26 protein-coding genes and 1 pseudogene are annotated in these 25853 nt (G+C 73.4%); 19 read left to right on the plus strand and 8 right to left on the minus strand.

Annotation, left to right across the window (positions count from 1 at the left end; all coding sequences use genetic code 11):
* Positions 1-2 precede the first annotated feature (2 nt).
* From AB0D29_RS21100 to AB0D29_RS21115, 4 genes are read left to right on the plus strand one after another with little or no spacing between them, the layout of a single operon-like run.
* Complete coding sequence (locus tag AB0D29_RS21100) at positions 3-410, plus strand: roadblock/LC7 domain-containing protein (RefSeq protein ID WP_030713382.1); 408 nt, start codon at positions 3-5, stop codon at positions 408-410.
* Complete coding sequence (locus tag AB0D29_RS21105; RefSeq protein ID WP_362856117.1) at positions 407-766, plus strand: DUF742 domain-containing protein; 360 nt, start codon at positions 407-409, stop codon at positions 764-766. The genes AB0D29_RS21100 and AB0D29_RS21105 overlap by 4 nt, the downstream gene beginning before the upstream one ends.
* On the plus strand, positions 747-1367 hold the full coding sequence (locus tag AB0D29_RS21110; protein ID WP_362856119.1) for an ATP/GTP-binding protein: 621 nt from the start codon (positions 747-749) through the stop codon (positions 1365-1367). Before AB0D29_RS21105 ends, AB0D29_RS21110 begins: the two co-directional genes overlap by 20 nt.
* Positions 1364-2761 carry a cytochrome P450 gene (locus AB0D29_RS21115; protein WP_362856121.1) on the plus strand — a complete coding sequence of 466 codons (1398 nt, stop codon included), beginning with the start codon at positions 1364-1366 and terminating at the stop codon, positions 2759-2761. Before AB0D29_RS21110 ends, AB0D29_RS21115 begins: the two co-directional genes overlap by 4 nt.
* Positions 2762-2815: 54 nt before the next feature.
* Here the strand turns inward: AB0D29_RS21115 and AB0D29_RS21120 are convergent, their stop codons facing one another.
* Positions 2816-3934 carry a hypothetical protein gene (locus AB0D29_RS21120; protein WP_362856123.1) on the minus strand — a complete coding sequence of 373 codons (1119 nt, stop codon included), beginning with the start codon at positions 3932-3934 and terminating at the stop codon, positions 2816-2818.
* A complete protein-coding gene (locus tag AB0D29_RS21125; RefSeq protein ID WP_362856125.1) occupies positions 3931-4845 on the minus strand; it encodes a methyltransferase domain-containing protein in 915 nt (304 codons plus the stop codon). The genes AB0D29_RS21120 and AB0D29_RS21125 overlap by 4 nt, the downstream gene beginning before the upstream one ends.
* Positions 4846-5215: 370 nt before the next feature.
* On the opposite strand from AB0D29_RS21125, the gene AB0D29_RS21130 reads away from it, so the two are divergent.
* Positions 5216-6805 (plus strand): alpha/beta hydrolase, encoded by a 1590-nt coding sequence (locus AB0D29_RS21130; RefSeq protein WP_362856127.1) that lies wholly within the window; start codon positions 5216-5218, stop codon positions 6803-6805.
* Positions 6806-7053: 248 nt separating this feature from the next.
* Entirely contained in the window at positions 7054-7416 is a 363-nt protein-coding gene (locus tag AB0D29_RS21135; protein WP_362856129.1) for a transglycosylase family protein, read from the plus strand.
* 21 nt (positions 7417-7437) lie between these two features.
* Here AB0D29_RS21135 and AB0D29_RS21140 read toward each other — a convergent pair whose 3' ends face one another.
* Together AB0D29_RS21140 and AB0D29_RS21145 are read right to left on the minus strand one after the other, a co-directional pair.
* Complete coding sequence (locus AB0D29_RS21140) at positions 7438-7962, minus strand: VOC family protein (RefSeq protein WP_362856131.1); 525 nt, start codon at positions 7960-7962, stop codon at positions 7438-7440.
* Positions 7963-8127: 165 nt separating this feature from the next.
* Positions 8128-8865 carry a VOC family protein gene (locus AB0D29_RS21145; protein ID WP_362856346.1) on the minus strand — a complete coding sequence of 246 codons (738 nt, stop codon included), beginning with the start codon at positions 8863-8865 and terminating at the stop codon, positions 8128-8130.
* 331 nt (positions 8866-9196) lie between these two features.
* On the opposite strand from AB0D29_RS21145, the gene AB0D29_RS21150 reads away from it, so the two are divergent.
* Genes AB0D29_RS21150 through AB0D29_RS21165 form a run of 4 tightly spaced genes read left to right on the plus strand, consistent with a single transcriptional unit; the run spans position 9197 to position 11871 of the window.
* Positions 9197-9883 carry a HemK2/MTQ2 family protein methyltransferase gene (locus AB0D29_RS21150; protein ID WP_362856133.1) on the plus strand — a complete coding sequence of 229 codons (687 nt, stop codon included), beginning with the start codon at positions 9197-9199 and terminating at the stop codon, positions 9881-9883.
* Entirely contained in the window at positions 9867-10133 is a 267-nt protein-coding gene (locus AB0D29_RS21155; protein WP_362856135.1) for a CDGSH iron-sulfur domain-containing protein, read from the plus strand. The genes AB0D29_RS21150 and AB0D29_RS21155 overlap by 17 nt, the downstream gene beginning before the upstream one ends.
* 8 nt (positions 10134-10141) lie before the next feature.
* Positions 10142-11206, plus strand: a complete 1065-nt coding sequence (locus AB0D29_RS21160; protein ID WP_362856348.1) for an iron-containing redox enzyme family protein — start codon at positions 10142-10144, stop codon at positions 11204-11206.
* Positions 11203-11871, plus strand: a complete 669-nt coding sequence (locus tag AB0D29_RS21165) for an HAD family hydrolase (protein WP_362856137.1) — start codon at positions 11203-11205, stop codon at positions 11869-11871. The genes AB0D29_RS21160 and AB0D29_RS21165 overlap by 4 nt, the downstream gene beginning before the upstream one ends.
* A 34-nt stretch (positions 11872-11905) precedes the next feature.
* Here the strand turns inward: AB0D29_RS21165 and AB0D29_RS21170 are convergent, their stop codons facing one another.
* Positions 11906-12442 carry a flavin reductase family protein gene (locus tag AB0D29_RS21170; RefSeq protein ID WP_362856139.1) on the minus strand — a complete coding sequence of 179 codons (537 nt, stop codon included), beginning with the start codon at positions 12440-12442 and terminating at the stop codon, positions 11906-11908.
* Between the two features lie 144 nt (positions 12443-12586).
* Here AB0D29_RS21170 and AB0D29_RS21175 point away from each other — a divergent pair, with 144 nt between their 5' ends.
* From AB0D29_RS21175 to AB0D29_RS21185, 3 genes and pseudogenes are all read left to right on the plus strand, one after another.
* On the plus strand, positions 12587-13129 hold the full coding sequence (locus AB0D29_RS21175) for a hypothetical protein (protein WP_362798466.1): 543 nt from the start codon (positions 12587-12589) through the stop codon (positions 13127-13129).
* A gap of 1 nt (position 13130) precedes the next feature.
* Entirely contained in the window at positions 13131-13688 is a 558-nt protein-coding gene (locus AB0D29_RS21180) for a hypothetical protein (RefSeq protein WP_362856141.1), read from the plus strand.
* Positions 13689-13864: 176 nt separating this feature from the next.
* Positions 13865-14089: pseudogene (locus AB0D29_RS21185) on the plus strand (alpha/beta hydrolase); the annotation flags it as partial.
* A gap of 55 nt (positions 14090-14144) precedes the next feature.
* On the opposite strand, the gene AB0D29_RS21190 reads toward AB0D29_RS21185, so the two are convergent.
* Entirely contained in the window at positions 14145-14369 is a 225-nt protein-coding gene (locus AB0D29_RS21190) for a three-helix bundle dimerization domain-containing protein (protein WP_362856143.1), read from the minus strand.
* Positions 14370-14520: 151 nt separating this feature from the next.
* Between AB0D29_RS21190 and AB0D29_RS21195 the strand changes: the two genes are divergently transcribed.
* Positions 14521-14934, plus strand: coding sequence for a hypothetical protein (locus tag AB0D29_RS21195; RefSeq protein WP_362856145.1), 414 nt, complete (start codon positions 14521-14523; stop codon positions 14932-14934).
* 11 nt (positions 14935-14945) lie between these two features.
* Here AB0D29_RS21195 and sigJ read toward each other — a convergent pair whose 3' ends face one another.
* On the minus strand, positions 14946-15899 hold the full coding sequence (gene sigJ / locus AB0D29_RS21200) for an RNA polymerase sigma factor SigJ (protein WP_362856147.1): 954 nt from the start codon (positions 15897-15899) through the stop codon (positions 14946-14948).
* A 168-nt stretch (positions 15900-16067) separates the two neighbouring features.
* Between sigJ and AB0D29_RS21205 the strand changes: the two genes are divergently transcribed.
* A complete protein-coding gene (locus AB0D29_RS21205; RefSeq protein WP_362856149.1) occupies positions 16068-16472 on the plus strand; it encodes a hypothetical protein in 405 nt (134 codons plus the stop codon).
* A 69-nt stretch (positions 16473-16541) separates the two neighbouring features.
* Here the strand turns inward: AB0D29_RS21205 and AB0D29_RS21210 are convergent, their stop codons facing one another.
* A complete protein-coding gene (locus AB0D29_RS21210; protein ID WP_362856151.1) occupies positions 16542-17249 on the minus strand; it encodes an RICIN domain-containing protein in 708 nt (235 codons plus the stop codon).
* A 171-nt stretch (positions 17250-17420) separates the two neighbouring features.
* Between AB0D29_RS21210 and AB0D29_RS21215 the strand changes: the two genes are divergently transcribed.
* The 4 genes from AB0D29_RS21215 to AB0D29_RS21230 all read left to right on the plus strand — a co-directional run bounded on the left by AB0D29_RS21215 (position 17421) and on the right by AB0D29_RS21230 (position 25815).
* Entirely contained in the window at positions 17421-19319 is a 1899-nt protein-coding gene (locus tag AB0D29_RS21215; protein WP_362856153.1) for a hypothetical protein, read from the plus strand.
* 380 nt (positions 19320-19699) lie between these two features.
* Positions 19700-21532: a BTAD domain-containing putative transcriptional regulator gene (locus AB0D29_RS21220; protein ID WP_362856155.1), complete on the plus strand. Its 1833-nt coding sequence runs from the start codon at positions 19700-19702 to the stop codon at positions 21530-21532.
* Between the two features lie 79 nt (positions 21533-21611).
* Complete coding sequence (locus AB0D29_RS21225) at positions 21612-23882, plus strand: TOMM precursor leader peptide-binding protein (protein WP_362856157.1); 2271 nt, start codon at positions 21612-21614, stop codon at positions 23880-23882.
* Positions 23872-25815, plus strand: coding sequence for a TOMM precursor leader peptide-binding protein (locus tag AB0D29_RS21230; protein ID WP_362856159.1), 1944 nt, complete (start codon positions 23872-23874; stop codon positions 25813-25815). Before AB0D29_RS21225 ends, AB0D29_RS21230 begins: the two co-directional genes overlap by 11 nt.
* Positions 25816-25853 lie beyond the last annotated feature (38 nt).

Below are 25853 nucleotides of genomic sequence, written 5' to 3' on the forward strand. Positions count from 1 at the left end.
TGATGACTCAGCGAATCAGCAGCATGGACTGGATGCTCAAGGACCTCGCCGCCGGAGTGCCGCAGACGCGGCACGTGATCGTCCTGTCCGCGGACGGGCTCTGCGTGGCGCAGTACGGGGCCGAGACCGACACGGCCGACCGCCTGGCGGCCGCCTGTGCGGGCCTGCAGAGCCTCGCCGGAGCGGTGGCCGCGGAACTGCCCCGCTCCGAGGGCAGGATGCGCCTGGTCGTGATCGAGATGGACGGCGGGTTCTTCTACCTGATGGCCGCCGGGGACGGCTCCTACCTCGCGGTCCTCGCCGACGAGGGCGTGGACGCGGGCCTGATGGGCGCGCAGATGCGCAACCTGGTCACCCGAATGGGGGACCACCTGAGCAGCCCGCCCCGACATGACGGGCAGCCCGCGTGAATGAGCCGCCCATCAGCTGGGAGGACGGCAGCCCCGAACGGCTCTACGTCATCACCGGCGGACGCAGTGGACCCTCCACCGCCGTCCACCTGGACCTCGTGACCTTAGTCGTGGCCAAAGGGCACGGCCGGCCCGAGATGCAGCCCGAGCAGGCGTCCATCCTCCGGATGTGCCAGTCACCACTGTCGGTGGCCGAGATCGCCGCGTACGCCGGCCTGCCCGTGAGCGTCGTCACCGTGCTGGTCGGAGACCTGATGGCCGCTCAGCGCGTGTACGTCCGCCCGCCCGTTCCCGCCGCGCAGCTACCCGACCTTGCTTTGATCGAGGCAGTGATCGATGGACTTCAGAAGCTCTGACCCGCCCGCCGGGCCCCGCGAGGCGGACATACTCCCGCAGACGGCCGCGGCCGCCGTGAAAGTCGTCATCGTAGGCGGCTTCGGCGTGGGCAAGACGACGATGGTCGGTGCGGTCAGCGAGATCAAGCCGCTGACGACCGAGGAGACCATGACCCGGGCCGGCGTCGGTGTCGACGACACCTGGGGCGTGGCCCGCAAGATCACCACCACCGTGGCCATGGACTTCGGCCGCATCAGCATCAACGACGAACTCGTCCTGTACCTGTTCGGAACCCCCGGTCAGGAGCGGTTCTGGTTCCTGTGGCGCGGACTCTTCGAGGGCGCGCTCGGAGCGGTCGTACTCCTCGACACCCGACGGCTGGAGATCAGCTTCGACGTCATCGGACGGCTGGAGGAACGGGGCGTCCCCTTCGTCGTGGCCGTCAACTCCTTCCCCGGCGCGCCCGATCATCCGGTGGAGGAACTGCGCCAGGCCCTCGATCTGCCCCCCACCGTCCCGATCCTCGTCTGCGATGCCAGACGGCGGGACTCGTCCCGCGATGTCCTGCTGACCCTCATGCGCTACCTGCACTCCCAGGCAGCCACCCAGGAGGCAATGTGAGCACCACCCCCACCCCACCGCCCGAGTGCCCCGCCCACGCCGAGGCGGCGACGGCGGGCGGCCTGTACCGGCTCCACGGAGCGGAGGCCCAGGCCGACCCCCTCGCACTGTACGAGAAGCTGCGGGCCGAACACGGCGCGGTGGCCCCCGTACTGGTGAGCGGGGACCTCCCGGCCTGGCTGGTCCTCGGCCACCGGGAGAACCTGGACGTGGCGCGCACGTCCTCGCGCTTCGCCCGCGACCCCCGGGGCTGGCGCGACATGAGAGAGGGCCGGGTACCGGCCGACACACCGCTCGGCCCGATGGTCTCCTGGGTGCCGGTCTGCAACTTCACCGACGGGCCCGTGCACGAGCGGCTGCGCTCCGCCGTGGTGGAGTCCCTGGAGCGCTTCGACAAGCGCGGCATCCGCCGCTACGTGACCCGTTTCGCCAACCAGCTCGTCGACCAGATCGCGGGCGAGGGGTACGCCGACCTGGTGTCGGCCTTCTCCGACCAGCTCCCCATGCTGGTCATGACGCAGCTCATCGGGGCACCCGACGAACACGGACCCCTGCTGGTCAACGCGGCGCGCGACATGCTCCAGGGCACCGAGACGGCCCTCCAGAGCGACCGCTACGTCACCGCCACGCTGGAACACCTGGTCGTGGAGCGCAAGGCCCGGCCCGCCCGCGACCTGGCCTCCTGGCTGATCGAGCACCCCGCGAACCTGAGCGACACCGAGGTGCTGATGCACCTGCGCGTCGTGCTGATCGCGGCCTACGAGACCACCGCCAACCTGATCGCCAACACGCTGCGGACCGTACTGACCGACCCCCGCTTCCGGGCCAGCCTCTCCGGAGGCCACATGACCCTGCCCGACGCCCTGGAACAGGTCCTGTGGGACGACCCGCCGATCAACACGATCATCGGGCGCTGGGCCACCGGTGACACCCTGCTCGGCGGCCAGCAGGTGAAGGCCGGCGACATGATCCTGCTCGGCCTGGCCGCCGGGAACGCCGACCCGCAGATCCGGCCGGATCCCAACGTCTCCGTCCACGGCAACCGCTCCCACCTGGCCTTCAGCAGCGGACCGCACGAGTGCCCGGGCCAGGACATCGGGCGGGCCATCGCGGACACCGGCATCGAGGTCCTGCTGGACCGGCTGCCCGACCTCCAGCTGGCCGTCGACGCGAGCGAGCTCCAATGGCGGGGCACCCTCATGTCGCGCCACCTGCTGTCGCTGCCGGTACGGTTCGCCCCGCGCTCCCTGCCGGTCCCGCAGCCGGAGGAGGAGCAGCCGGCCGGGCACCCCGTGCACGCGCTCATCCCGCCGCAGCCGACGGCGGCGCCCGTGGTCGGCGGTCGCCGTCGCCGTGGCGTCAGCTGGTGGCGCCGGCTGCTCGGCCGCCGCTGAGGGCGGCCGTCCGCGCCAGGGCCCCGGCCGAACCGGCCGGGGCCCCGGCCGTGCTCAGCCGCGTACCTGCCGCCACCAGGAGGCGAGGGCCGGCAGATCCGGCGGCTCGGTTCCGTCGACGCTGGGGGCATCGGCGTACCGCAGCGCGAACCGGGCCTCCGCCAGCGGCAGTTCGTGCCGATTGCGGGGGCTCGCGTACCGGGGGGCGCGGCTCTGCCACGCGATGGAGCCGGCCACGTAGTGCCCCAACGCGGCGAGATGGCGGCGCAGTTCCCCGTCCGTACCGTCCGCGCCGTCCTCCCACTGCGCCCGCAGCCGCGTGAAGAGGACCATCACCCGGTCGCGCAGGGCCACCGCGAGCGGCACCGCCTCGGCGGGGGAGCAGTTCTCCTGGTGGGCGAGGACGTTGACGAGGTTCACCTCGCGCGGATCCAGGTGGTCGTCCTTGTCGTAGGAGAACAGGTCGTTGTCCGCGCTGACGACGAACCCCGCCGCATCCGTCAACGCCGTCAGGGCGGGGGAGCAGAGCACGTCCGCCGGCAGGCGGTCCCCGCGTGCGACGTCGGACCAGGTCAGCGAGAAACGCGTACCGTTCGCCAACGGCCCCATGGCGACGAAGTCGTTCAGCCCCGGCATGGTGCCCGTCTCGGCCTGCGCGGCGCGCCAGGCCGCCCCGAGCAGCCAGTCGCGCGTCCCCTCGACGAACCGGCGCAACTCGTAGGGGGTGAGCATGGCGTGGGTGCGGCCCACCAGGTCCAGGAGTGCGCGGGTCATGGGACCCTCGGGCAGCACCGACGCCCCCGGATCCTCGATGGTCCGCAGCAGCCGTGCCCCGTGTTCGACGACGGCGCCCGTCCCCACCTCGTCGGAACCCGAATCCTGCCAGTCGTCGACGGCGTTGGCCCAGTAGTTCCACTCGGTGAACAGCAGGAGGGCCTCCACGTTCCCGCCGGGGATGATGCGGCAGGAGAAGTCGGCGCTGTGGGTGGCGAGACCCCACGCGCGCTCGACCGGATCGGGGTACAGGCCGAAGGCGTCCAGCCACTCGACCGCCCGGGCCTCCACCTGCTTCGCCTCGGGATGGAGGAGGTCGCGTTCCAGGGGGCAGTAGAACGACGGCAGGCGCGTACCGAGGAGCGAGGGGCGCGGCGCCGGTGAGGGTGACGTCGTCATCGGCCACCCCGCAACCGGAAGCACAGCAGCCGGGTCTGCACCGCGTGGTCACGCCAGAGCCGGAAGAACCTGCTGTGTGCGAGCGTCGACTGTTCGAGCCGTTCGCGGGTCCACGCGCCGGGCCGGACGTGGGCGTCCGCTCTGAGGCGGTCGAGTTCGGCGGTGTTCCACGCCATGGACTGCACCCAGAACTCCGCCACCGAGTCCGTCACGTCCTCCTCGTGCACGAGTTCAAAGCCGGCCGCCCCGGCCGCGGCCAGGTATTCACCGCGCAGCCCCAGCCGGGTTCTGTAGTAGTCGTCGATGAACTCGCGCCACTCGGAGCGGCCCGCGAAGTGTTCCTGGATCCCGAACCATCCACCGGGCTCCAGAGCCTTGGCGACGACGTCGAAGAGCCGGGTCCGGTCGGTGTAACCGCTGCTCTCGTTGGCGTAGACGGCGTCGTACGCACGCGTCTCGTCCAGGTCGTGCACGTCCGCCACCACGGGACGGACCCGGCCGTCGACCCCGGCGTGCCGGGCGAAGTGCCGGACGATCGGGACGTGTTCCTCGGCGAGGGTGAGGCTGGTGACCGATGCCCCGTGCTCCTGCGCCCAGTACAGCGACGTCCCGCCCAGGCCGCACCCGATGTCCAGCAGCCGCCGGGGAGGTGCCTCGTACGCGCCCCAGGACCGGGCCGCGTGCTCGACGATCCGCTCCTGGGCGTCGAGCATGCGCTGTTTGAGCATTTTCTGCGAGACGGTGGTGTCCGGCGGGCCGTCCGGGTACAGCCCCACGTGGAAGTGGACGCGGGGGCCCGGGCCGTACTTCTGCAGGATCTCCTGTGTCTTGTGGCTGTAGTAGAGCCGTATGTCGTCCGCGGCTGAGCCCTGCTCGCTGCCTAAGGACGATACGAGGGGTGTGACGCGCATGGGGTGTCCGCCCTTTCGTGGGGTAGGGCTGCCACCGGGACGCGCTGTCACCGCTCTCACCGCGTCCCGAACGGCACACTGTTGAAGCACGGATCATCGTGGCACTTCAAGAGCCCCACGTCAGCCCACTGGAGCAACACGAAGCCGCAACCGGGTGGGTTGACCGGAGGGGCGGGTGCCCATCCCTTCTTCCCGGCTACTCGGCGTGCTCCGGACGCCGCAGCGAGCGTCTCGAAGGGGTGCGTCGGCCAGATGTCCGGATTTCGCCTCATCCGCGAGTCGGACAACCATGACCCATCGGGATGATTCGTCACCCTCTCGTGTGCAACAGGGTTGATCCGTAAGCGATTTCCTCGACGGAAGGGTCTTCGTGCGCCTGAAACGACGCCTCGCACCGCTGCTCGCCGCCACCGGGCTCCTGGCGGCCACCCTGCCCCTGCTGGCCGCTGCTCCGGCCTCCGCGGCTCCGGAACCGGAGTACCTCAACCAGAAACCGGAGTGGCACCGTTGCCGCTCCGACCGGCCGGCGGCCTACGAGTGCGCCACGCTCAAAGTACCGCTGGACTACCGCAAGCCCGACGGCCGGATGCTCGACCTCGCGATATCGCGGCTGAGGAGCGAGAACCCGACCGCCCGGCACGGCGTCCTGCTCCTGAACCCGGGTGGCCCCGGGGTCTCGGGGATCTACCGCCCGCTGAAGATGAACGAGTTGATGCCGCGGGAGGTCCGGGACCGGTACGACCTCATCGGCTTCGACCCGCGCGGGGTCGGCGACAGCAGCCCGATCACGTGCGGGCTGACGGACGCCGAACGGAAGGACGAACGGCCCTACCACCCCGAGACCTTCCCCGAGGAGGTCGCGTGGGCGCGCACCGTCGCCGACAAGTGCCGGGAGAAGGCGGGCGACGTCCTGCCGCACATCACCACGCGCAACACGGCCCGCGACATGGACACCATTCGCGCGGTGCTGGGCGAGCGGAAGATCTCGTACGTGGGCTACTCGTACGGGACCTACCTCGGCGCCGTGTACACGCAGATGTTCCCGGGGCGGACCGACAGGTTCGTGCTGGACAGCGGCGTCGACCCGAAGCGGATCTGGCGGGGGATGATGCAGGTGTGGGCCACCGGGGCCAAGCCTGCCTTCGATCGGTGGACCGTGTGGGCGGCGGAGCGGTCGGCCGAGTACGGACTCGGTGACACTCCCGAGGCGGTGTCGGCCACGTTCTGGGGGCTGGTCGCCCGCGCCGACCGCGAACCGTTCCTGTTCCACGGGGAGGAGGTCACCGGGGACGCCCTCCGGGGCGATCCGGTCATGTTCTTCGCCCCGAGGGAAGCCTCGTCCGTCGTCCGGGGCCTGAAGGCGGCGGCCGAGGGCACGACCCCGGCCGAGGGCGCCCCGGTGCGGGACGCGAGGGCGCTGTCCGCCGGTGCGGACCCGGATGCGGCGGGTCCGAGCGCCGACGCGGGCCCCCAGTCGGCCGGCGACAACAGCACGGCCGTCATCTGGGCCGTGACGTGCGGGGACACGGGCAGCTGGCCCCGCTACACCGAGCAGTACGAGCGGGACGCGGCCAGGGACAAGGTCCGTTACCCGCTCTACGGGGACTTCGCCTCCAACATCAAGCCGTGCGCGTTCTGGGACCGGCCGGTGGAGGCGGCCACACCCATGACGAAACCGGCCGGCGTTCTGACCGTGCAGAACGAATGGGACTCCCGAACCCCCCTCGCCAGCGGGCAGGGACTGCACGACGCGCTGAAGGGCTCGCGGATGGTGCTCGTCGAGGGCGGCGAGGGACACGGCGTCTACCTCTCCCGCCCCGACGCCTGCGCCAATGCGCCGGTCAACGACTACCTGATCACCGGCCGGTTGCCGTCGAAGGACGTGACCTGCCAGAACCCGCCCCGTGACATCGAGCGCGACGAGACCCTCGCCGCGCCTTCGCGGGCTCCGTTGCCGTAGCGGCGGCCGGGCGACAGGTGGTTCCACGTCGGTCGCGCGCGGCCGGGCGGCGCGGGCCGTCCGGCCGCCCGGGCCCCTTCGCGAGGGGGCGTAGAGCGTCCGTTCGGGTGGCGTCTTCCCTCCGGCGACCGCAAGTGCCGCGGGAAGCGCGCCGGCCCGTGCTCTGCTGTGGCCACGACCCGAAGGCGGTCGTACGCGGGCCCGCCCGCTGTTCGCGGCAGGCCCGCCCCAACAGCGAAGGAGGACTGATGTCGTGTCACCGGAAGGACCGGCGCAGCCGGCGCATGCTCGGCCAACTGCTCGCATCGGCGGTCTTGTTGACCGTGGCCTTGTTGGACGTGTCCGGGGCTCACGCCGCCGCGGTCCACTCCAAACCGAAAGCCGACTGGGACGCCATCGCCCGATGTGAATCCGGCGGGAACTGGCGGGCCAACACCGGCAACGGCCATTACGGAGGGCTGCAGTTCACCCAGTCGAGCTGGAAGGCGGCAGGAGGCCGCAAGTACGCACCGCGCGCCGACCTCGCCACGAAGGCGGAGCAGATCGCGACGGCGAGGAGACTCGCCAGGATCCAGGGCATGGGGGCCTGGACCTGCGCACGCCGCCACTGAAGGCCCGCGCAACGGGGCGGATCAGGGAGACGGGTGTCGGGGAGCGCTGGCCACCCCGGACTCCCGCCCGCCGAGTTCGGCGTCAAGGGTCTCCTGGGCGATGCGCATCGACTCGGCGTACTTCGGCTCGGACATCCGCTGCCAGGCCCGGTCCGGTGCGACGTCCTCGACCCGGCTCGTGACCCACCAGATGTTGCCGAACGGGTCGCGCACCCGCCCGCCGCGGTCGCCCCACGCACTGTCGACGGCCTGGGTGACCACCGTTGCCCCGTGGGCCACCGCGGCAGCCATGGCGGCGTCGGCATCGGGAACGTAGACGCGCAGCAGGGAGGGCATCACCGGCCAGTCGGGCCTGCGGTCGAAGGCCAGTACGACCGTGTCGCCGACGCGGATCTCGCCGTGGCCGACCGTGCCGTCCTCGAGCGGCACGCGGGCGATCTCCTCGCCGTCGAAGGCGGCGGTGACGAAGTCGAGCAGCGCGCCTGTGTCGTCGGTGACGACCCACGGCGCGACGCTCGTGTAGCCCTCGGGAGCGGTGTGCTTCATCGGAATGTCCTCTCTGCCGGTTCCTGCTGTCGCGCGCCGACGTGTCGACGTGTCGACGTGCTCTCGTGCGGTCGTGCGGCCGATGTGACGACAGTAGGACCGGACTAGGTCAGGTTCCGTCCTAGAGGCGCGGCGCCGTTCCACGACTGCGGCCGGCCGGGCCGGTCAGGCCGGCGTGTCCTGGGGCGCCACCACGGTGAAGAGCGCCCCGTCGGGATCGGCGAGGACGATCCAACGGCTCGTGGTCGACGTCTGTACGGGGGAGGCGGCCCGGCCGCCCTGGCCGGTGGCGGCGTCGACCGCGGCTTCGAGGTCCGGCACGCGGAAGTGGACGTGCCACCGGGGGCGCACCTCGGGGTCGGGCGCCGCTTCGAGCGCGCCGCCGCTGATGCGGGCGACGGTGTCGCGGCCGTGACGCAGGACCACGTGGGCGTGCTCGTAGGAGACCGTGCAGCAGGACGGCCGCTCGCTGCCCCAGTCCAGGACCTCCCCGTAGAAGATGGCCGCGGCGAACGCGTCGCGGGTCCGCAGTTCCAGCCAGGCCGGGGCGCTTCCCCGGCCGACGGACCAGTCGGGGACGACCTCGCCCTGCCAGAAGCCGAAGACGGCCCCGGCGGGGTCCGCCGCGAGGGCGGCGCGCCCGGTGCCGAAGGCCAGGGGGCCGACCGCCATGGTGGCGCCGCGTTCACGGATCCGCGCGGCGGTCACGTCGGCGTCGTCGACGGCGAAGTACGGCGTCCACACCGCCGGCACGTCGGCGCTCCCGCCGAGCGCGCCGACACCCGCGACGGGAGCCCCGTCACGGAAAGCGACCATCATGCCGTGTCCCAGGTGCGTGGGACGGAATTCCCAGCCGAGCACGGCACCGTAGAACCGCTGGGCGGAACCGAGATCCCGGGCCAGCAGGCTGACCCAGCACGGGGCACCGAAGATCTCGTGGCTCGACGTCGACACAGCTGTCAGCCTCATCTGCCGCTCAGGTGGGACGGGACCCCTCCACGGTAGACCCGGCCACGGCGCCGGGCCGTGAGCCGCGGTCCGAACCTGGCTGGTGGGCGCGCCGCACGGTCACCGACGGGAGACGGTCGGTTCCGGCTCCCGGTTCTGTTTCCGTGTGATCCTCCGAAGATCGACGTGATTCCGGATGGGGGACGTCTGACGGGGCAGCCGCACAGTCCCATCCGTTGCGCGGCCCGCCACTGCCGGGCCCGCGATCGACCCCCGGAGGCACGCGGTGTCCAGTACGACTCTGACCCGGGGCCCCCTGCCGGTCGGCCTGTTCGCGCTGCCGGGCGTCTACCGGCCGCAGGCGGACACCCGCCTCCTCGCGCAGGCGCTCACCCACGAGGAGCTCGGCCCGAGCACCGACGCCCTGGAGATCGGCACCGGCACCGGGGCGCTGGCCCTGCAAGCCGCGGGCAGGGGAGCCCGGGTCACCGCGGTCGACGTCTCCTGGCCCGCCGTCCTGACGGCGCGGCTCAACGCGTTGCGCCGGCGGCTGCCCCTGCGCGTCCTGCACGGGGACTTCGCCGCACGGACCGCCGGCCGCCGCTTCGACCTGGTCGTCGCGAACCCGCCGTACGTCCCCGCCCCGGCGGCCCGGCTCCCCTCGCACGGGCCGGAGCGGGCCTGGGACGCCGGCCCGGACGGCCGCGGCGTCATCGACCGGATCTGCGCGAGCGCCCCTGATCTGCTGCGACCGGGCGGTGTGCTGCTCCTGGTGCACTCGGGCCTGTGCGGAGCCGAGGCGACCGTGGACCGGCTGGCCGGGGCGGGGCTGGCGGCGGGGGTCACGGCGACGGCTTCCGTGCCGTGGGGGCCGGTCCTGCGTTCACGACGGGCCTGGCTGCAAGGTCAGGGACTGGCCGACGAGGCCGAGGAGTGGGAAGAGCTGGTGGTCATCCGTGCCCGGAACCTCTGAGACCGTCCCCGGCCGCGAGCCCCGCCGGGTGTCCGTGGCCCCCCGCCGGCTGTCCGTGGATCCCGACGGCCCGGTCCTCTTCGAGGGGCCGGTCGAGATCGTCCTGGACGACGGGACGGTCGCCCGCTCCGACCGCTTCATGGTCGCGGTCTGCACCTGCCGCCGCAGCCGTACGTACCCCTGGTGCGACACCAGCCACCGCCGTCGCGAGCGGGCCGACCGGCCGCCGCCCGAGGACAGGACCCCGTGATGACCCTGATGACCCCTCCCGGCCCCGGCACGACGGCCACCGCCGCCGGCCCCCGCCTGGCCGAGGGGCGGGGCCCGCTGTCCGCGGCCGTGGCCGGGGCCCTGCGGTCCGGCGGCCCGCCCGCGTACGCCACGGGATCCGTACTGAAGGCCGACCCGTGGGGTGAGGACCTCCAGCTCGCGCTCTACCTCCTCTACGAACTGCACTACCGCGGCTTCGACGGCGTGGACGACGAGCGCGAATGGGATCCGGACCTGCTGCGCCTGCGCGGAGCCCTCGAAACCCGCTTCCTCCACGCCCTGCGCACCGAGCTCTCCGACGCTCCCCGATCGGTCGAAGAGGCCTTCGCCCCGCTTCTCGTCGAGCCCGTCGACCTCTCCGGCAGCCTCAGCCACCAGCTCGAAACGGACGGCGAGCTCTGGCAGTTGCGCGAGTACGCGGCCCTGCGCTCCCTCTACCACCTCAAGGAGGCCGACCCGCACGCCTGGGTCATCCCCCGGCTCACCGGACGGGCCAAGGCCGCCATGGTCGCCATCGAGTACGACGAGTTCGGCGCCGGCCGCGCCGAGCGCATCCACGCGGAGCTCTTCGCGGACCTGATGACCGACCTCGGGCTGGATCCCGCGTACGGCCACTACCTGGACCGCGCACCCGCCCCCCTGCTGGCGACCGTGAACCTCATGTCCCTCCTCGGCCTCCACCGGGCGACGCGCGGCGCTCTCGTCGGCCACTTCGCGTGCGTCGAGATCACCTCGTCACCCGGGTCCAGACGGCTGGCCAAGGCCATGCGGCGCTGCGGAGCGGGACCCGCCGCCGAGCACTTCTACGCCGAACACGTGGAGGCCGACGCGGTCCACGAACAGGTCGTACGCCACGAGGTCATCGCAGGCCTCCTGGCCGACGAGCCCGGCCTCGAGGCGGACGTCGCGTTCGGCTGCGCCGCGACCGTCCTGCTGGAGGACCGCCTCGCGACCCACATCCGGGAGGCCTGGGAGCAGGGGCGCAGCGCGATGCGTTCGCCCCTGCCGGCACATGCGGGTCCGGCTGCCGGGCCCCGCGGGAGGCGGACATGAACCGCGCCGCTCTGTTCGACGTCGACGGCACCCTCGCCGACACCAACCACCTGCACGTCGTGAGCTGGTGGGAGGCCTTCCGGCAGGCGGGCCACGACGTCGCGATGCACGACATCCACCGCGCGATCGGACTGCCCGGCGAAGACCTCCTCGCACATCTGCTGGGCGAAGACCGGGACACGGGCGGGGACGACGCGCTGAGCGCCGCGCACGCCACCCTCTACGGCACGTACTTCGACAGGCTGCCCCCGTTGGACGCGGCGGCCGAGCTGCTGCGCGCTCTGGACCGACGGGGCTGGCGGGTCGTGCTCGTGACCTCGGCGAAGGACGCCGAGCTCGACGCGCTCAGACGGGCCATCGGGGCGGACGACGCCATCACCGCGACGGCGACCTCGGAGGACGTGAGCGAGGGCAAGCCCGCACCCGATCAGGTGCACCACGCCCTCGGCCTCGCCGATGCCGCCGCGCGCGACGCCGTCTTCGTCGGCGACACCGTCTGGGACATGAGGGCGGGATCCCGGGCCGACGTCGCGTGCGTGGGACTGCTCTGCGGCGGCATCCCGCGGCGGGACCTGGAGGAGGCCGGGGCCCGCGCCGTCTACCGGCACCCCGCCGACCTGCTCGCGCACCTCGACGACAGCCCGTTCGGCAAGGACCCGCGGTGAGCGGTGGGTCCCGAGCCGTGAGCCCGCGCGGCCGTCATGCGGGATGGCCCGGCGGGATGTCGTCGGCGTCGCTGTAGCGCAGCAGCCGGGCGTCGGCACCGCCCCCGTCCTCGTCGCCGTCCCCGTTCCCGTCCCCGCCCCCGTCCTCCGGGGGGCCTTCCTCGACCGGCGCCAGCAGGAATCCCACGTGGTCGCCGCCCTCGATCTGCCCCTCGATCCTGCCGACGAACCACGTGCGCACGTCCGCCAGCACCGGACTGCCGTGCCCGCTGGGCCACCAGGAGACCTGCGCGAGCTTGTCCACCTGGTCGCCGGACTCGCCGCCGAACAGCTCCGCCAGCGCGTGCTGGTCCCGGCGCAGCACGTGCACGGTCAGGTACGTGGCTCCGCGCGCCACGCGGTAGGTGCGATTGGCCGTGGACAGCCACACGACGAAGCGCGGCGGGCGGATCGAGCACTGGGAGGCGAATCCCACCAGGCATCCCGCCCGCTCGCCGCCGGCCGCGACCGTGACCACGTACATCGGGCCGTCCAGTACGCCGGTGAAGGCATCGAGCCCGGTCTCGGGCATGGGCACTCCTCTCACCGCTGAGCGGCTACCCGGCCCGTCGCCTTCGAACCGCACGGCTCTGCGCCGCACCGCGAGGGTTTGCCCCGCAGTGACAGGGGCAGCCGCGTGAATGAATCCGACGAGGCCCCGGAATGGAGGCCGAACATGTCAACCAGCACACTCATCGCCGTCATCGTGGTCGCAGCGATCGTCGTGATCGCGCTCACTGTCGCCCTGTGGATGATGGCGCGACGACGGCATCTGCAGAACAGGTTCGGACCCGAATACGACCGCACGGTCGAGGCGGAGGGTGGCCGCATGGCCGCCGAGCGCGAACTGCGCGCCCGCGAGGAACGCCACGACCAGCTGGAGATCAAGGAACTGCCCGTCGAACGGCGGGACCTGTACGCGGCCGAATGGAGCACCGTCCAGGAGCACTTCGTGGACCGGCCGGAAGGCTCCGTGGAGGAGGCCGACGAACTGGTGTCGCGACTGATGCGCGAGCGGGGGTACCCGACGGACGACTACCGCGGCCAACTGCGTGACCTCTCGGTCGAACACGGCCGCACCCTGGAGCACTACCGGGCCGCCCACGACGTCAAGGTGCGCAGCACCGACCAGCGGACGACGACCGAGGAACTCCGCGGGGCGATGGTGCACTACCGCGCCCTGTTCGACGACCTCCTGACCGACCAGAGGAGCCGGTGAGATGCGCAACCACGGCAGCAACGAGGAACGGGCCGGCGAGGCCGGCATCACGACGGAGGACATCGCCCATCCGGTGTCGGCTGCGGACGCCGACCGGGATCCGGGCAGGGATGCGGGCAGCGATGCCGGCACGGCTGACGGGCGGACGCCGCCCGTGTACCCGGGGGAGGCCACCATGGACGCGGCCGCCGAACCCGGAACCCGGGAGAACGGCGACGAGCGGCTGACGGACCCCACCGGGGGCGTGGGAACGGAGGCGGGGACTGACGCGGGGACGGGCGGGGGCACCGACGAGCCGCTGCTCGGCGCCGAGGACACCGCGGACTACCGCAAGGCATGGAACGAGATCCAGGGCCGGTTCGTCGACGACCCGCAGGAGGCGGTCAGGTCGGCGGACGCCCTCGTCGCCGAGGTGATGCAGACGCTCGCCCGTACCTTCTCCGCCCACAAGCAGGGGCTGGAGGGGCAGTGGGGCCAGGGCGAGCAGGTCGCGACGGAGGAACTGCGGCTGGCACTGCAGCACTACCGGTCGTTCTTCAACCGGCTCCTGAACACCTGAGGAGGGCCGCTCGGGCCGACAGGGCGACTACGCCATATGACGGAAGCGGCGCAATCCGCCGCATTCGTAGGGTGCGCGGCAAGGGCCGCGCACTCTGGCGCGTGGGGACACTGGAGGAAAGATGACCGACGACGCACCGCGCGGGAATGTCGTGCTCGTCCGCGGAGGGTTCGTGGCCCGTCCCACCGATCCTGCCGCCGAATCAGGGCTTCCTCTTCCTGGACCGTGACAAGTTCGCCGCATCCTTCGCCGCCGACCTGCCCCACGCCCAGGCCGCGTTCATGGCCGACTCCCAGGTCCCCTGGCGCGTCGACGCCCTCGGCGGCACCGTCTCCCAACCCGCCTGGCGCACCAAGCGCTCCTGGTACCTCATCGCCACCGACGACCACATGATCCCGCCCGCCGACCGCCCACCAGGGCCGGCCGACGGGCAGAGGCGGGCAGCCCGCCTGATCCTCACTCGGGCGGGCTCGAGGTGCCCGGTTGGTCGTCGGAGGGGAGCAGGTCCCTGGCTCGGCGTTCCATCAGGACCGGCAGGTAGGTGCGGACCCGTGCGTACCTGAGCTCGTCGTACGCCGTCTGGACGGAGGCGTGCACGAGGCCGGCGTCCAGTTGGGGGTGCGCCTCCAGCAGCCGCTCGGCGACATGGCGGATGGCAAGGGCATCCTCCGAATCCGCCATCTCGCACCTCAGCCTTCCCTCGGGGACCGCCTGTCCTCAGTTTCGTGGAGCGGCCCGCAGCCGGGAAGTCGATCTTCCGCCGCTCTGCCTGGCCGACGGCGTGCGCCCCGGGTCGCCCCCCGGCGTGCCGGGGCGCAGGATGGAACAGGTGATGACGGTGTTGGTGGTCGGGGTGCCCGACGGCGAGCAGCTGGAGCTGCTGCGCTCGGGGATCCAGCGCAACCCGCACTTCCGGGTCGTGTCGCACGCCCATGATCCCGCCGTCGCGCTCGCGCACGCCCGTGTCCTCCTGCCCGACATCACGGTCCTGTCCCTGCCGGCCGGGCTCGACAGCCTCGACGCGGACCCGGGCGTCCTCCGCGTCTTCCGGGGGGTGCGTGCCCTGGACCCGCCGAGCGGAGTCGTGCTGCGCACGGCCGCGGTCCGCATGCCCCGGGCGGTGTCCGGCCTGGCGGTCGAGGGGGCCGTCCACGTCGTGCGCGAGGGCGACGCCGAAGCCCTGATGCGGGCCCTCCGCACGATCGGGCTGCGCCGGGCCAGCTGCGACCCCGACGAGATGCCCTGACGGGACGACGGTCAGTTCTGGGTGATCTCGGTCCACGGGCGGAGTTTCTCCGGGTTGCGGACGGCCCAGATGTGGGTGATGCGGTCGTCGGTGAGGCTGAACGCCGCCACGGTCACGGTGACGCCGGAGTGCTGGGCGACCAGGCCGGGCCGGCCGTTGACCGTCCGTTCCAGGAGGGTCAGTCCGGGGGCCTTGTCGGAGATGTGGATCAGGTACTCGGCGATCCGCCCGCTGCCCTCGACAGGGCGCAGGACGGTGCCGACCAGGCCGCCGCCGTCGGCGGTCATCGTGGCGTCGGGGTCGAGCAGGCCGACGAGTGCCTTGATGTCCTTGGCCTCCCACGCCTCCTTGAAGTCCCGTACCAGGCCGGCCTGTCCGGCCGTCGCGGCCGCCGGGGCCTGCGCGGCGCGCATCCGTCGGCGGGCGGAGGTGGCCAGTTGGCGGCAGGCCGCGGGTGTCCGGCCGACGATCCCGGCCACTTCGGGGAAGGGGTAGCGGAAGACGTCGTGGAGGATGAACGCCACGCGTTCGGCCGGTGTCATCGACTCCAGTACGACGAGGAAGGCCATGTTCACCGACTCGTCCAGGGTGATCCGGTCGGCGGGGTCGGCCGGCTCGCCGCTGCCGTCGCCCGCCCGCCCGCTGAACCACTCCGTACGGTCGGGGAGCGGCTCGGGTATCCACGCGCCGACGTAGCGCTCGCGCCGGGCCCGCGCCGAGCCGAGCACGTCCAGGCAGATGCGCCCGGCCACCGTGGTCATCCAGGCGCCGGGTGACGCGATGGCCTCCCGCTGCTGCCGCGACATCGCGTACCAGCGGGTGTACGTCTCCTGCACGGCGTCCTCGGCCTCGGCCAGCGAACCGAGCAGCCGGTAGGCGAGGTTGATCAGCTGACGCCGCTCGCCGACGACCACGCTCAGCTCCGGCTCGGACCGCTCGTGCTCTGCCTCGGATGGGGTGCTCATGGTGGTGCGCTCCTGTGCGTTCTGGTCGGTTTCGGCTCTCGACACCTCGACGAAACACCGCACCGGAGTGTGAGGTCGACCCTCCGCCTCACATTTCGGGGGCCCGTGTCGTCGGACGGACGAGACACTACCGATCCACCGCCGCGAGGCAGATGAGGGGACCGCGCCATGGCCACACAGATCACGGCAGCACCGGGCAGGGTCACGTTCCAGCAGGTCGCGATCGCCCTGCAGACGTTGGCCATCTTCTTCCAGGCGGCCACGGCCGGACTGCTGCTGTCCTCCTCCTACGGCGAGGTACTGCACGGCGTCGGAGCGCGCGTGATGTACGGCGCGTCGATGCTGTACGTACTCGCCGCGGTCCTGGCGTGGCGCCCGGGCGGCGGTTCGCCCCGCCCGATCCTGTACGCGTCCGGCTTCCTCGTCCTCGCCTCGGTGCAGGTGGTGCTGGGCATCGCACACGTTCCGTCGGTCCATGTCCCCCTGGGCGTCGTGATGTTCGGCCTGAGCGTGCTGGACCTGGGCCGGGTGCTGTCCGTCCGCCTGCCGGAACGTTCCGCCAGACGGGTGTAGCCGCCGCGGACGCGCCGGTGCCCTGCCCGCGGGGAACGGGCAGGGCACCGGGGTGCGGGGCCGGGCGGGTCAGGTGCCCAGGGCGGAGCCGCGCCACTGCTGGTTGGTGTGGCTCGGGGTGCAGTCCCAGATGCCGAGGCGGGTGCCGTTGCCGGTGCCCCAGCCCAGGGCGTCGAGGCACTTGCCGGAGTGGACGCTGCGCAGCAGGCCGCCGGGCAGCTGCTCCCACTTCTGGTTGGTGCCCTGGTGGCAGCCGTTGAGACCGAGGAGGGAGCCGTTCTCGGTCTTCGCGTACTGCACGTCGAGACACTTGCCGAGCGCGCGGACCGTGCCGTCGGCCTCCAGCTTCCAGAGCTGCGCCGAGGTGCCGTTGCAGTCGTAGAGCTGGATCGGGGTGCCGTCGGCGGTCTTGGCGCCCTTCACGTCCATGCACTTGCCGGAGTGCACGCCGACGATCTGCCCGGAGCCCGGGGGCGGCGGCGGGACGCAGTAGATCTCCAGGGTCACCTGGTAGTAGCCGCCGTTGCCGACCGGGGCGGCCACGGGGCCGGCTGAGCGGGCGCAGTTGGCCGCCGGGTAGCCCTCCTGCGTGGCCTGGGCGTACGCGCTGTTCCAGGCGGCGTCGGTGGCGATGTTGAGCGGGCCGTAGCCGGCGCCCAGGAAGTACTTGGGGGCGGCGGGGTCTGCCGTCGCCGAGGCGGCCGCAGGTCCGGCGACGAGCGTCGCGGCGGCCAGGAAGGTCGCGGCCGCGGTCGACAGCCATCGAGCCAACTTCACGAGGGGTCCTTTCACAAGGGGACGGAGCAGGGGAACCGCCGGGCCCGCGGTGGTCACGACCCTAGCCACGGGACGCCGGCGCGAAGTCTCACCCGGGTATCAACTCCGGCCGCCGATCGTCCTGTTACGGCCGTGACGCGAAGTGATCACCGTGGGTATCGTTCCGGGACCGTGGAGACCACCGATGATCTCGCCCGGCTTCAGGCCGCCCTGGACGCGCATGCCCTGGTCAACCTGACCGGCGGGCTGGGCAGCGGGAAGAGCCGGCTGGCCCGGCGGCTGGCGGTCGCGGCGACCGTGGACCTCGCCGCGGACGGCCTCGGAACGGACGGCGGCCTCGCAGTGGTGCGAAGGCTCGCCGCGCAGCCGGGCGGTCTGCTGCTCGTCGACAGCGTGGACGGGCCCGGCCGGGCCGAGGCGGTCGCGGCGGCGCTGGACCCGGCCGGGGACGTACCCGGGCCCGCCTCGCCCGGCCGGCTCAGGCCCGTACTGCTGGTCAGCAGGCTGCCCCTGCGGGCGACCGCCGACTGGGGCGGGCGGGTCCCGGTGACCGTCGCGCTCGGCCCCCGGTCCGCGGCGGCCGTCGAGGCACAGGCACGCGAGGCGGGCATCACCGACCCGGAGGCCGTGGCCCTCGTGGTCCGGCTGGCCGGCGGGGTGCCCCTGCTCGCCGACCTCGCCTGCCGTGCCCTGCACGCGGGGATCGCACCGGACGTGCCCGGCGCGGCCGCCGACCGGATGGCCGGCGAGGTGCTGGAGCGGCTCGGGCGGGAACGGCCCGGGCAGCGCTGGCGCCACGCACTGCGCCTCCTCGCGACCGTACGGACCGGGGACGAGCGGCTGCTGGCGGGCGGCCCGGGGCTGTTCGAAGCCCTGGCGGGGCTGAGCCTCGTACGCCGCGAGCGGCTCGGGCTGACGGTCCGGGAGCCGTACCGCAGCCTGTTCGAGACGGCGTACCGGTGGCGCCGCCCCCAGGCTCACGAGGAGGTGCGCAGCCGGGCCGCGGGCTACCGGCGGGCGCTGCTCGCCGAGCGGACGCCGGGGCCGCGGGAGCGGGCCGGACTGGTCGAGGAGGGACTGTTCCTGACGGGGGATCCGCTGGTGCGGACCACCCTCTTCCCGCCGGCCGAGGAGTTCTCGCGGATCGGGCCCGCCCGGCCCGGCGAGGCCGACGACATCGGCCGGCTGATGCGCCGGTGGGCGGTGCGGGGCGGCTTCGACGTGCGGCGCTCCGAACGGATCGTGGAGCGCTGGCTCGACGACGGCCCCACCGCCTTCCGGCTGGCCCGGGACCGGGAGGGCCGGCCGGTAGGGCTCGCCGCGCTGCTCCCGGTCGGCGTGGACACGGAGGCCGGGATCGAGCCCCTGCTCCAGCAGCACGCGACGGACCTGCTCGGCGGCCCCGGCTCCGGCGGACTGTTCCTCGGCGCCGCGTACGGTGCGGATCCGGTGGTGCACGCGCAGGTCCTGCGGGACATCCTCGGGCAGGCCGTACGGGCCGGGCACCTGGTGGTGTCCACCGCCAGCCCGGACTACCAGGCGTTGCTGCACGCCCTGAGCTTCCGGCCGCACGGCGGCATCCGCGACGACGTCTACCGGTGCGGGCGCCGGCCCGAGGTCTACAGCCACGACTTCGGCGCGGCCGGGCTGCCGGGGTGGATGGGCGCACTGGCGCCGGACGGGGCGGGGCCGCCGGCCGGGGGGTCGGCCGGGCCCGGGGGACCGGGCGTACCCGTGCCCGTGCCCGACGTACCGGTGCTGGTGGCGCGGGCGCTGGCCCGGCTCGGCGACCCCGCCGAGCTGGCGCGCAGTCCGCTGCTCGCCCGTCCCGGGATCGGGTCGCCCGCCGGGCTGCGGACCTGGCTGCGGGAGGCGGTGGCGGAGCTGGCGGCCGCGGACGCACCGGCCGATGCGGAGGCGGGGGCGATCCTCCGCGAGTACTACCTCGGCCGGTCCCGTACGCACCATCAGGTGGCCCGGCGGCTCCACCTCAGCCGGGCCACCTATTTCCGCCGACTGCGGCGCGGGCTCGCTCTCGTGGCGGCCCGGCTGCCGGTCCGTACCGGATGACGAGACGCGTATGCCGGTCCCTGGGACGGGGGCGAGGATCGGCCATATCAGTGGCGGAATATGCACCTTAATTGGATCACGACATCGTGCTTGGATGGCGCCGCCACCGTAATTCGTTTACGGATGAACGGATTTGGCGAACCGTCGGTAACTCCTCGAAGCGTCCAGGTTACGGAGAAGGGAGAAAAGGCCGACGGGAACTGAATGGGACATCCCGCGGCTCGACTTCCGCAAGATCCGTTATGTAGTGTTCCAGTTATTCACCGCCCAACGGGGGCGGACGGCAACTGCGGGCTTGGTCCGGACTATTTCCGGCGTGTGACGGGCCCCGCAGAACCGGCAGACCACCGCCCCCGCCGCGCTCCCTATAGGGGGAATGCGTGTCCCGACACGGGGGATCAATCATCCGGTTCCAGCTTTTGGGGCCTTTGAGCATTGCGCACGGCCCCGAAACCGTCGTTCTCAAACCGTCCAAGCCGACCAGTCTTCTCGCCGCACTTCTGCTGCATCCCGGCACCGTGGTGTCGACTTCCTACCTGCTGCGCGCCGTATGGGACGAAGAACCGCCCGCCACGGCCCGCGCCGCACTTCAGACGTGCGTCCTCCGGCTGCGCCGGCTATTCGCCAAGTACGGCATATCCGCGACCACCATCGAGGCCGTTCCGGGCGGTTACCGGATGCACAACGACACCGAGACCCTCGATCTCGTGCTGTTCCGTACGCTCACGTCCCGGGCCGGATCGGCGGCCGGCCCGGGGGAAGAGCTCTACCGGCTCCGGGAGGCGCTGTCGCTCTGGCACGGCCAGCCGCTCGCCAACGTGGCCTCGCGCATGCTCCAACAGGACGCGGTGCCCGCGCTCGAACAGGAGCGGCTGCGCGTACTGGAACGGGTCTGCGACCTCGAACTGGCCGCCGGGAACTGCCATCAGGTCCTGGTCGACCTGTACGAGAGTGCCCGCCGGCACCCGGTGCGCGAACGCTTCACCGAGCAGCTCATCGAGGCGCTCTACCGCACCGGACGGCAGGCCGAGGCGCTCGCCGAGTACCGCACGGTGCGCGACCGGCTGCGCGATGAGCTGGGCATCGACCCGGGCCCGGGACTGCGGCGGCTGGAGCTCGCCATCCTGCGCGCCGAGGACCTGGCGCCCGCCCCGCCGGAGCCCGCGCGGACGGTGACGGCGCGGACGGTGATCGCGGCCGAGGCTCCCGCATTGCCCGCCGGCCCGGCCGCCACCGCCCGGCCGGGCCGGACGGTGCTGCCCGTCCCGGCCTTCGCCGGGCGCGAGAGCGACCGCCGGGCCATGGCCGCACGGCTCACCGCCGCGGACGGGCCGCGCCTGGTCGTCGTCTCGGGGGCGCCGGGCATCGGGAAGTCGGCGCTGGCCCACCAGACCGCCCATGAGGTACAAGAGGCCTTTCCCGGCGGGGTGTCCACCGTCCGGCTGGCCCGGCCGGACGGAACGGCGGTCGCCGTCGAGGACGCGGCCCACCTGCTCAACGACGCCGACCCCGGCGCCGGCCGGAGGTTGATCGTCCTGGACGGCGCGGCCGGCGCCTGGCAGGTGCTGCCGCTGCTGCCGGCGACGGGGGACGCGTCCGTCCTCGTGACCAGCAGGCGAGGCCTGGCAGCGGTCGTCGCCACGCACGGCGGCGCCGTGCACCGGCTCGACGTGCTGCGGCCCGCCGAGGCGTACGGGCTGCTCGCCGGGCTCGTGGGCGCCGAGCGGATCGCTGCCGAGCCCGCTGCGGCCGGTCAACTGGCCTCCGTGTGCGGGCACTTCCCGCTCGCCCTGCGGATCGCCGCGGGACGGCTGCTGACCCGGCCCGGCCTCTCGCTCGCGGACTGCGCGGCCTGGCTCGCGGAGGATCCCCCCGCGCGACTGGCCCTCGCGGAGGACGCCCGGCTCTCGGTACCCGAGGTGCTGGGGCAGGCGCTCGACGCGCTGAGCCCGGAGCTGCGGGAGGCGTTCCTCCGGCTGGGGGAACGCGCCGCGGACGAGGACCTGTCGGTCCAGGAGAGCGAAGCCGTACTCGAACAGCTCGTGGAGGAAGGGCTGTTGGAGGACGGGCCGCCCGGTCCGTACCGCCTCCACGACTTCCTCCGCATCTACGCGCGTTGGCACGTCCGCATGCGCAAGACGACCGCCGCAGCCGCCTCGGCAGCCGCAACCGCCCCCGCAGCCGCTCCCGTAGTCAGCACCGCACCGCACTGACCCGCCCTTCCGCACCTCCCCTCACCTCCCTCACCTCCCCCTCCCCGATCCCGCCCAGACCGCACTCAGGGGTGTCCCCATGGCTCACGCCAGCTATCAAGACGTTGCCGCGACCCGTCCCCGGATCCGCCGGGACGTGCTGTTCACCGAGACGCCGGACGGCGTGCTGTTCCACAACGCGGACGGCGGCTTCCGCCTCACGGCCAAGTCCGCGTACCGCTTCGCGACGCTGATCGTCCCCCACCTCACCGGCGAGCACTCGGTCGCAGACCTGTGCCGGGGCCTGGGCGAGGCGCAGCGGAAGATGGTCGGCGACCTCGTGCGGACCCTGTACGAACGGGACTTCGCCCGGCCCGTCACCGCCCCCGCCGGGCCGGCCGCCGCGCCGGCGGCGCTCGCCCCGAACGTGGCCCGCCGGTACGCCCCGCAGATCGCCTACGCCGACCACTACGCCGACGACGCCGAGGCGCGGTTCCTGCGCTTCCGGGAGACCCGGGTGGCCGTCCTCGGTGAGGATGACGTGGCCCGCTGGTGCGCCACGAGCCTGATACGCAACGGCTGCGCGGCCGTCGGCGTACTGCCGGGCCCCGGCACCCCGGCACTCGACGCGGAGGCCGCGGAAGCCGTCGCCGACGGCTGTCCGGTCGAGCTCCGCGCCCTGCCCCCGGCCGTCCGCCAGGAGCCCACCTGGTCCGCACTGGCCGACTACGACCTCGTGGTCGTCACCGGCGGCCGGACCGCCCCCGCCCGGCTGCTGCCGCTGCTGCGCGCCGGGATCCCGGCCGGCCGCACCCTGCTCCCGGCCTGGTCGTACGGATCCGACGCCGTGATCGGCCCCCTCATGGCGCACGGCACCCCCGGCTGCTGGGCCTGCGCCGCGCTCCGGCTCGGTGCGGCCGCCGGCCGGGACACCGCCGCCGCGGCCGAGTTGTGGAGCGCGCTGGCCCTGCCCGGCAGCCCCGCGCCGGCCGTCCCGGAGCCGGGGCGGCCGCTGGCCGCGATGATCGGCAACCTCCTCGGGTACGAGGTCTTCCGCACCACGTCGGGAGCCCTGCCCGCCGAGACCGCGGGCCAGGTGATCGTGCAGGACATGGCCTCGCTGGACGTCACGGCGGAGCCGCTCCTGGCCCACCCCCGGTGCCCGTTCTGCGCCCCGGACGCGGAGGCGGCACGGGAGGCCGTGGCTCCCGTGGACCTCTCCGCCGCCGGAACCTCCGGGACGCCCGCCCTGCCCACCCTGGAGACCGCACGCGAAGCGGACGCCCTGGTGGAGGAGTTGAACCGGCGCTCCGCGCTCGTCCGCCCGTACACCGGCGTCTTCACGCGCTACGCGGACGAGCCGCTCACCCAGATCCCCCTCAAACTCGGCGTGGTGCAACTGGGCGTCGGCCACACCGGCCCCCGGACCGTCGCGGCCTTCGACGTCCACCACGTCGCCGGGGCGCGGATGCGGGCCCTCGACGCCGCGGCCGTGGTCTACGCCGAACACGTCGTCCCCGCTTACGGGGTCGTGGCCCGCGGCGAGGGGGCGGTCGCCGAAGGCTCGCTGACCATCGCCTCCGGTCTGCCGGGCACGGCCGCCGCCTGGCAGCGGGCCGTGTCGCTCGTCACGAAGGAGCCCGCGCTGGTGCCCGCGGGGGCGGTGCGCCCCTTCGGGCCGCACAACGGCGACCGGCTCTTCGAGCGCACCCGCGCGGGAGCCGGCGCCGGACCGTCGCCCGCCGACGCGGCCGCCGCGGGCCTGCTGTCCGCCCTGGCCCACGACGCCCTGCTGCGGGCGGTGCGCGGGGCCGCGGCGGCGCCCGTACCGCTGACGGACGAGACGCCGGATGCCGAACTCGCCTTCCTCGTACGGTCGGCGGAGCGCCTCGGGCTGGACGTCGAGCTCCTGGACCTCGGCGAGGGCGGCCGCTCCGGGGTGCGGGTGCTGCTCGCCCGGGCGGGGGAGCGCTGGGCCGTGGGCGCCGGCCTGGACGGCCGGACGGCGACGGTGGCCGCGCTGCGGGACCTGCTCGGCGCCGTGCAGTACGAACGGGACGCCGCCGCGTCCGGCGGACCGGCCGACACCGGCGATCCGCTGCTGCGGGACCTCGACGCCCGCACGCTGACGGTGTCCGAAGACGCCCGGCCCGCCGAAGACGCCAAGCCCGCCGACGCCCGGCCCGCCGCCGGGAGCGAGGCCGCCACCGGGAACGAGGCCGCCGGCTGGGCCGAGGTCCTGGACCGGCTGCGGGCGGCGGGCCGTGACGCTTACGCCGTTCCCACCGGGGGCGCGGACCTGGCCTCGGCCGGGCTGTACACCGCCAGAGTGCTGCTCACCGCCGCCCAGGAGCCGGGCGATGACCACTGACCCGCTGACGGCCGGTCCCGAGGTCGCCACCGCGCTCGGTCCGGACGCGGCGGCCCGCTTCACCGCACTGCTGGGCCACGCCCTGGAGGCGCTCGGGGGTCCCCGCGTGACGCTGTCGGCCCTCGGCCTCGGGGACGCCTTCACCCGGCCCGGGCCCCCGCCCGCCCCGCGCCCCGGCGACAGCGCGCCCGTGCCCGTGCACCTGTACGGGCACCAGGCGGTCGTCGGCGCGCCCGGAGGCTGCGCCCGGTGCCTGGAACGCCGCTGGCAGGCCGTACGGTCCGTCGCGCTCCGCGACGCCCTGGAGCTCGGCGGCGGCACGCGGGCCGCCGGCGACTGGCCGTACGCGCACGCCTTCGCCGCCGACGCGCTGGCCGCCCTGATCGCCGCGGCAGCCGGGCCCCGGCCCGGAACCCCACCCGCGGGGGTCTTCCCCGAGGTCCGGCTGCTGGACCTGCGGACCGGTTCCGTACGCCGGTACCCGCTGGTCCCCGACCCCGAGTGCCCGGCGTGCGCCACGCCCGGGGAGGACACCGCGGAAGGGGCGGTGCCCGAGCTGCCGCCCGCGCCGAAGTACCGGCCAGGGGTCTTCCGCACCCGCCCCGTCGAGTCGTACGGCATCGAGGTGGCCGCCTTCGCGAACCCCCTGTGCGGGGCGCTGGGACCCACCCTCGTCCAGGACGTCTCCTCCACCTCCACGTCCGCGACCATCGGCTGCTTCTCCATGCGCTCGGGCCCGTACCTGCGCGAGACGTTCTGGGGCGGCCACACCGACTCCTTCGCGCGCAGCGCGCACGTGGGCGTGCTGGAGGGGCTGGAGCGCTACGCGGGGATGCGGGCGCGGGCGCGGACCACGAGCGTCACCGGCTCGCTGAAGCAGTTCGGCGCCGATGCGGTCGACCCGCGGGAAGTGGGCCTGTACGACGGGGCCTTCCACCGGCAGAACCCGCGCGTACGCCCCTTCGACCCGGACCGGGAGATCGCATGGGTGTGGGGCTGGTCGCTGCGGGACCGGGTGCCCCGCCTCGTACCGGAGATCCTGACGTACTATCACGCACCCGGCCTGGAGAACCGGTTCGTACAGGAGAGCTCCAACGGCTGCGCCTCCGGGGGCAGTCAGGCGGAGGCCGTGTACTTCGGGCTGATGGAGGTCGTCGAGCGCGACGCCTTCCTGCTCACCTGGTACGGGCAGCAGCCGCTCCCCGAGATCGACCCGGCGAGCAGCACCCGGCCGTCGACCCGCGCGATGGTCGACCGGCTGGCCATGTACGGCTACCGGGCCCGGTTCTTCGACACCCGCATCACCTTCCCGATCCCCGTCGTGACGGCGGTGGCCGAGCGGTTCGACGGCGGCCCCGGCCGGATGTGCTTCGGTGCGGGAGCCGGCCTCGACCCGGAGTCCGCCCTGGACTCGGCGCTCTGCGAGATCGCCACGGACGCCGTCAACCTGCCCGGGCGCACCGAGCGCGACGAGGCCCGACTGCGCGCCATGGCTGCCGACTTCGACCTGGTCACGGCTTTGCACGACCATCCGCTCGTGTACGGGATCCCGGAGATGGGCCGGTACGCGGACTTCCTGCTGCGCCCGCGGGGCGACGGGCGGCCGCGGACCGTGGCCGAGCTGCGGTGGCCCGACCGGTGGGGCTCGGACGCGTCCGACGACGTGCGCACCGACCTGGAGCGGTGCGTCTCGGCGGTGACGGCTGAGGGCTTCGACGTGGTCGTCGTCGACCAGACGATGCCCGAACAGCGCGCCCTCGGTCTGCACACCGTGAGCGTGCTCGTCCCCGGGCTGCTCCCCATCGACTTCGGGTGGTCCCGGCAGCGGGCCCTCGGCATGCCGCGGATGCGGACGGCCCTGTTCACCGCCGGGCTGCGCGAGCGCGCGCTGGATCCCGGCGACCTGAACCCGGCCCCCCACCCCTTCCCCTGACCCGGCCGCCGCCACCGGCGTCCCACCCGAACGTAGGA

The sequence above is a fragment of the Streptomyces sp. NPDC048424 genome (genome assembly GCF_040651555.1).
Classification (GTDB): Bacteria; Actinomycetota; Actinomycetes; order Streptomycetales; family Streptomycetaceae; genus Streptomyces.

Excerpts from the sequence above, each read along its gene's own strand:
- AB0D29_RS21100 (WP_030713382.1), top strand. The coding sequence starts at position 3 with ATGACTCAGCGAATCAGCAGCATGGACTGGATGCTCAAGGACCTCGCC.
- AB0D29_RS21110 (WP_362856119.1), top strand. The coding sequence starts at position 747 with ATGGACTTCAGAAGCTCTGACCCGCCCGCCGGGCCCCGCGAGGCGGAC.
- AB0D29_RS21120 (WP_362856123.1), bottom strand. The coding sequence starts at position 3,934 with ATGACGACGTCACCCTCACCGGCGCCGCGCCCCTCGCTCCTCGGTACG.
- AB0D29_RS21125 (WP_362856125.1), bottom strand. The coding sequence starts at position 4,845 with ATGCGCGTCACACCCCTCGTATCGTCCTTAGGCAGCGAGCAGGGCTCA.
- AB0D29_RS21135 (WP_362856129.1), top strand. The coding sequence starts at position 7,054 with ATGTCGTGTCACCGGAAGGACCGGCGCAGCCGGCGCATGCTCGGCCAA.
- AB0D29_RS21140 (WP_362856131.1), bottom strand. The coding sequence starts at position 7,962 with ATGAAGCACACCGCTCCCGAGGGCTACACGAGCGTCGCGCCGTGGGTC.
- AB0D29_RS21160 (WP_362856348.1), top strand. The coding sequence starts at position 10,142 with ATGACCCCTCCCGGCCCCGGCACGACGGCCACCGCCGCCGGCCCCCGC.
- AB0D29_RS21165 (WP_362856137.1), top strand. The coding sequence starts at position 11,203 with ATGAACCGCGCCGCTCTGTTCGACGTCGACGGCACCCTCGCCGACACC.
- AB0D29_RS21170 (WP_362856139.1), bottom strand. The coding sequence starts at position 12,442 with ATGCCCGAGACCGGGCTCGATGCCTTCACCGGCGTACTGGACGGCCCG.
- AB0D29_RS21175 (WP_362798466.1), top strand. The coding sequence starts at position 12,587 with ATGTCAACCAGCACACTCATCGCCGTCATCGTGGTCGCAGCGATCGTC.
- AB0D29_RS21180 (WP_362856141.1), top strand. The coding sequence starts at position 13,131 with ATGCGCAACCACGGCAGCAACGAGGAACGGGCCGGCGAGGCCGGCATC.
- AB0D29_RS21190 (WP_362856143.1), bottom strand. The coding sequence starts at position 14,369 with ATGGCGGATTCGGAGGATGCCCTTGCCATCCGCCATGTCGCCGAGCGG.
- AB0D29_RS21195 (WP_362856145.1), top strand. The coding sequence starts at position 14,521 with ATGACGGTGTTGGTGGTCGGGGTGCCCGACGGCGAGCAGCTGGAGCTG.
- sigJ (WP_362856147.1), bottom strand. The coding sequence starts at position 15,899 with ATGAGCACCCCATCCGAGGCAGAGCACGAGCGGTCCGAGCCGGAGCTG.
- AB0D29_RS21205 (WP_362856149.1), top strand. The coding sequence starts at position 16,068 with ATGGCCACACAGATCACGGCAGCACCGGGCAGGGTCACGTTCCAGCAG.
- AB0D29_RS21225 (WP_362856157.1), top strand. The coding sequence starts at position 21,612 with ATGGCTCACGCCAGCTATCAAGACGTTGCCGCGACCCGTCCCCGGATC.
- AB0D29_RS21230 (WP_362856159.1), top strand. The coding sequence starts at position 23,872 with ATGACCACTGACCCGCTGACGGCCGGTCCCGAGGTCGCCACCGCGCTC.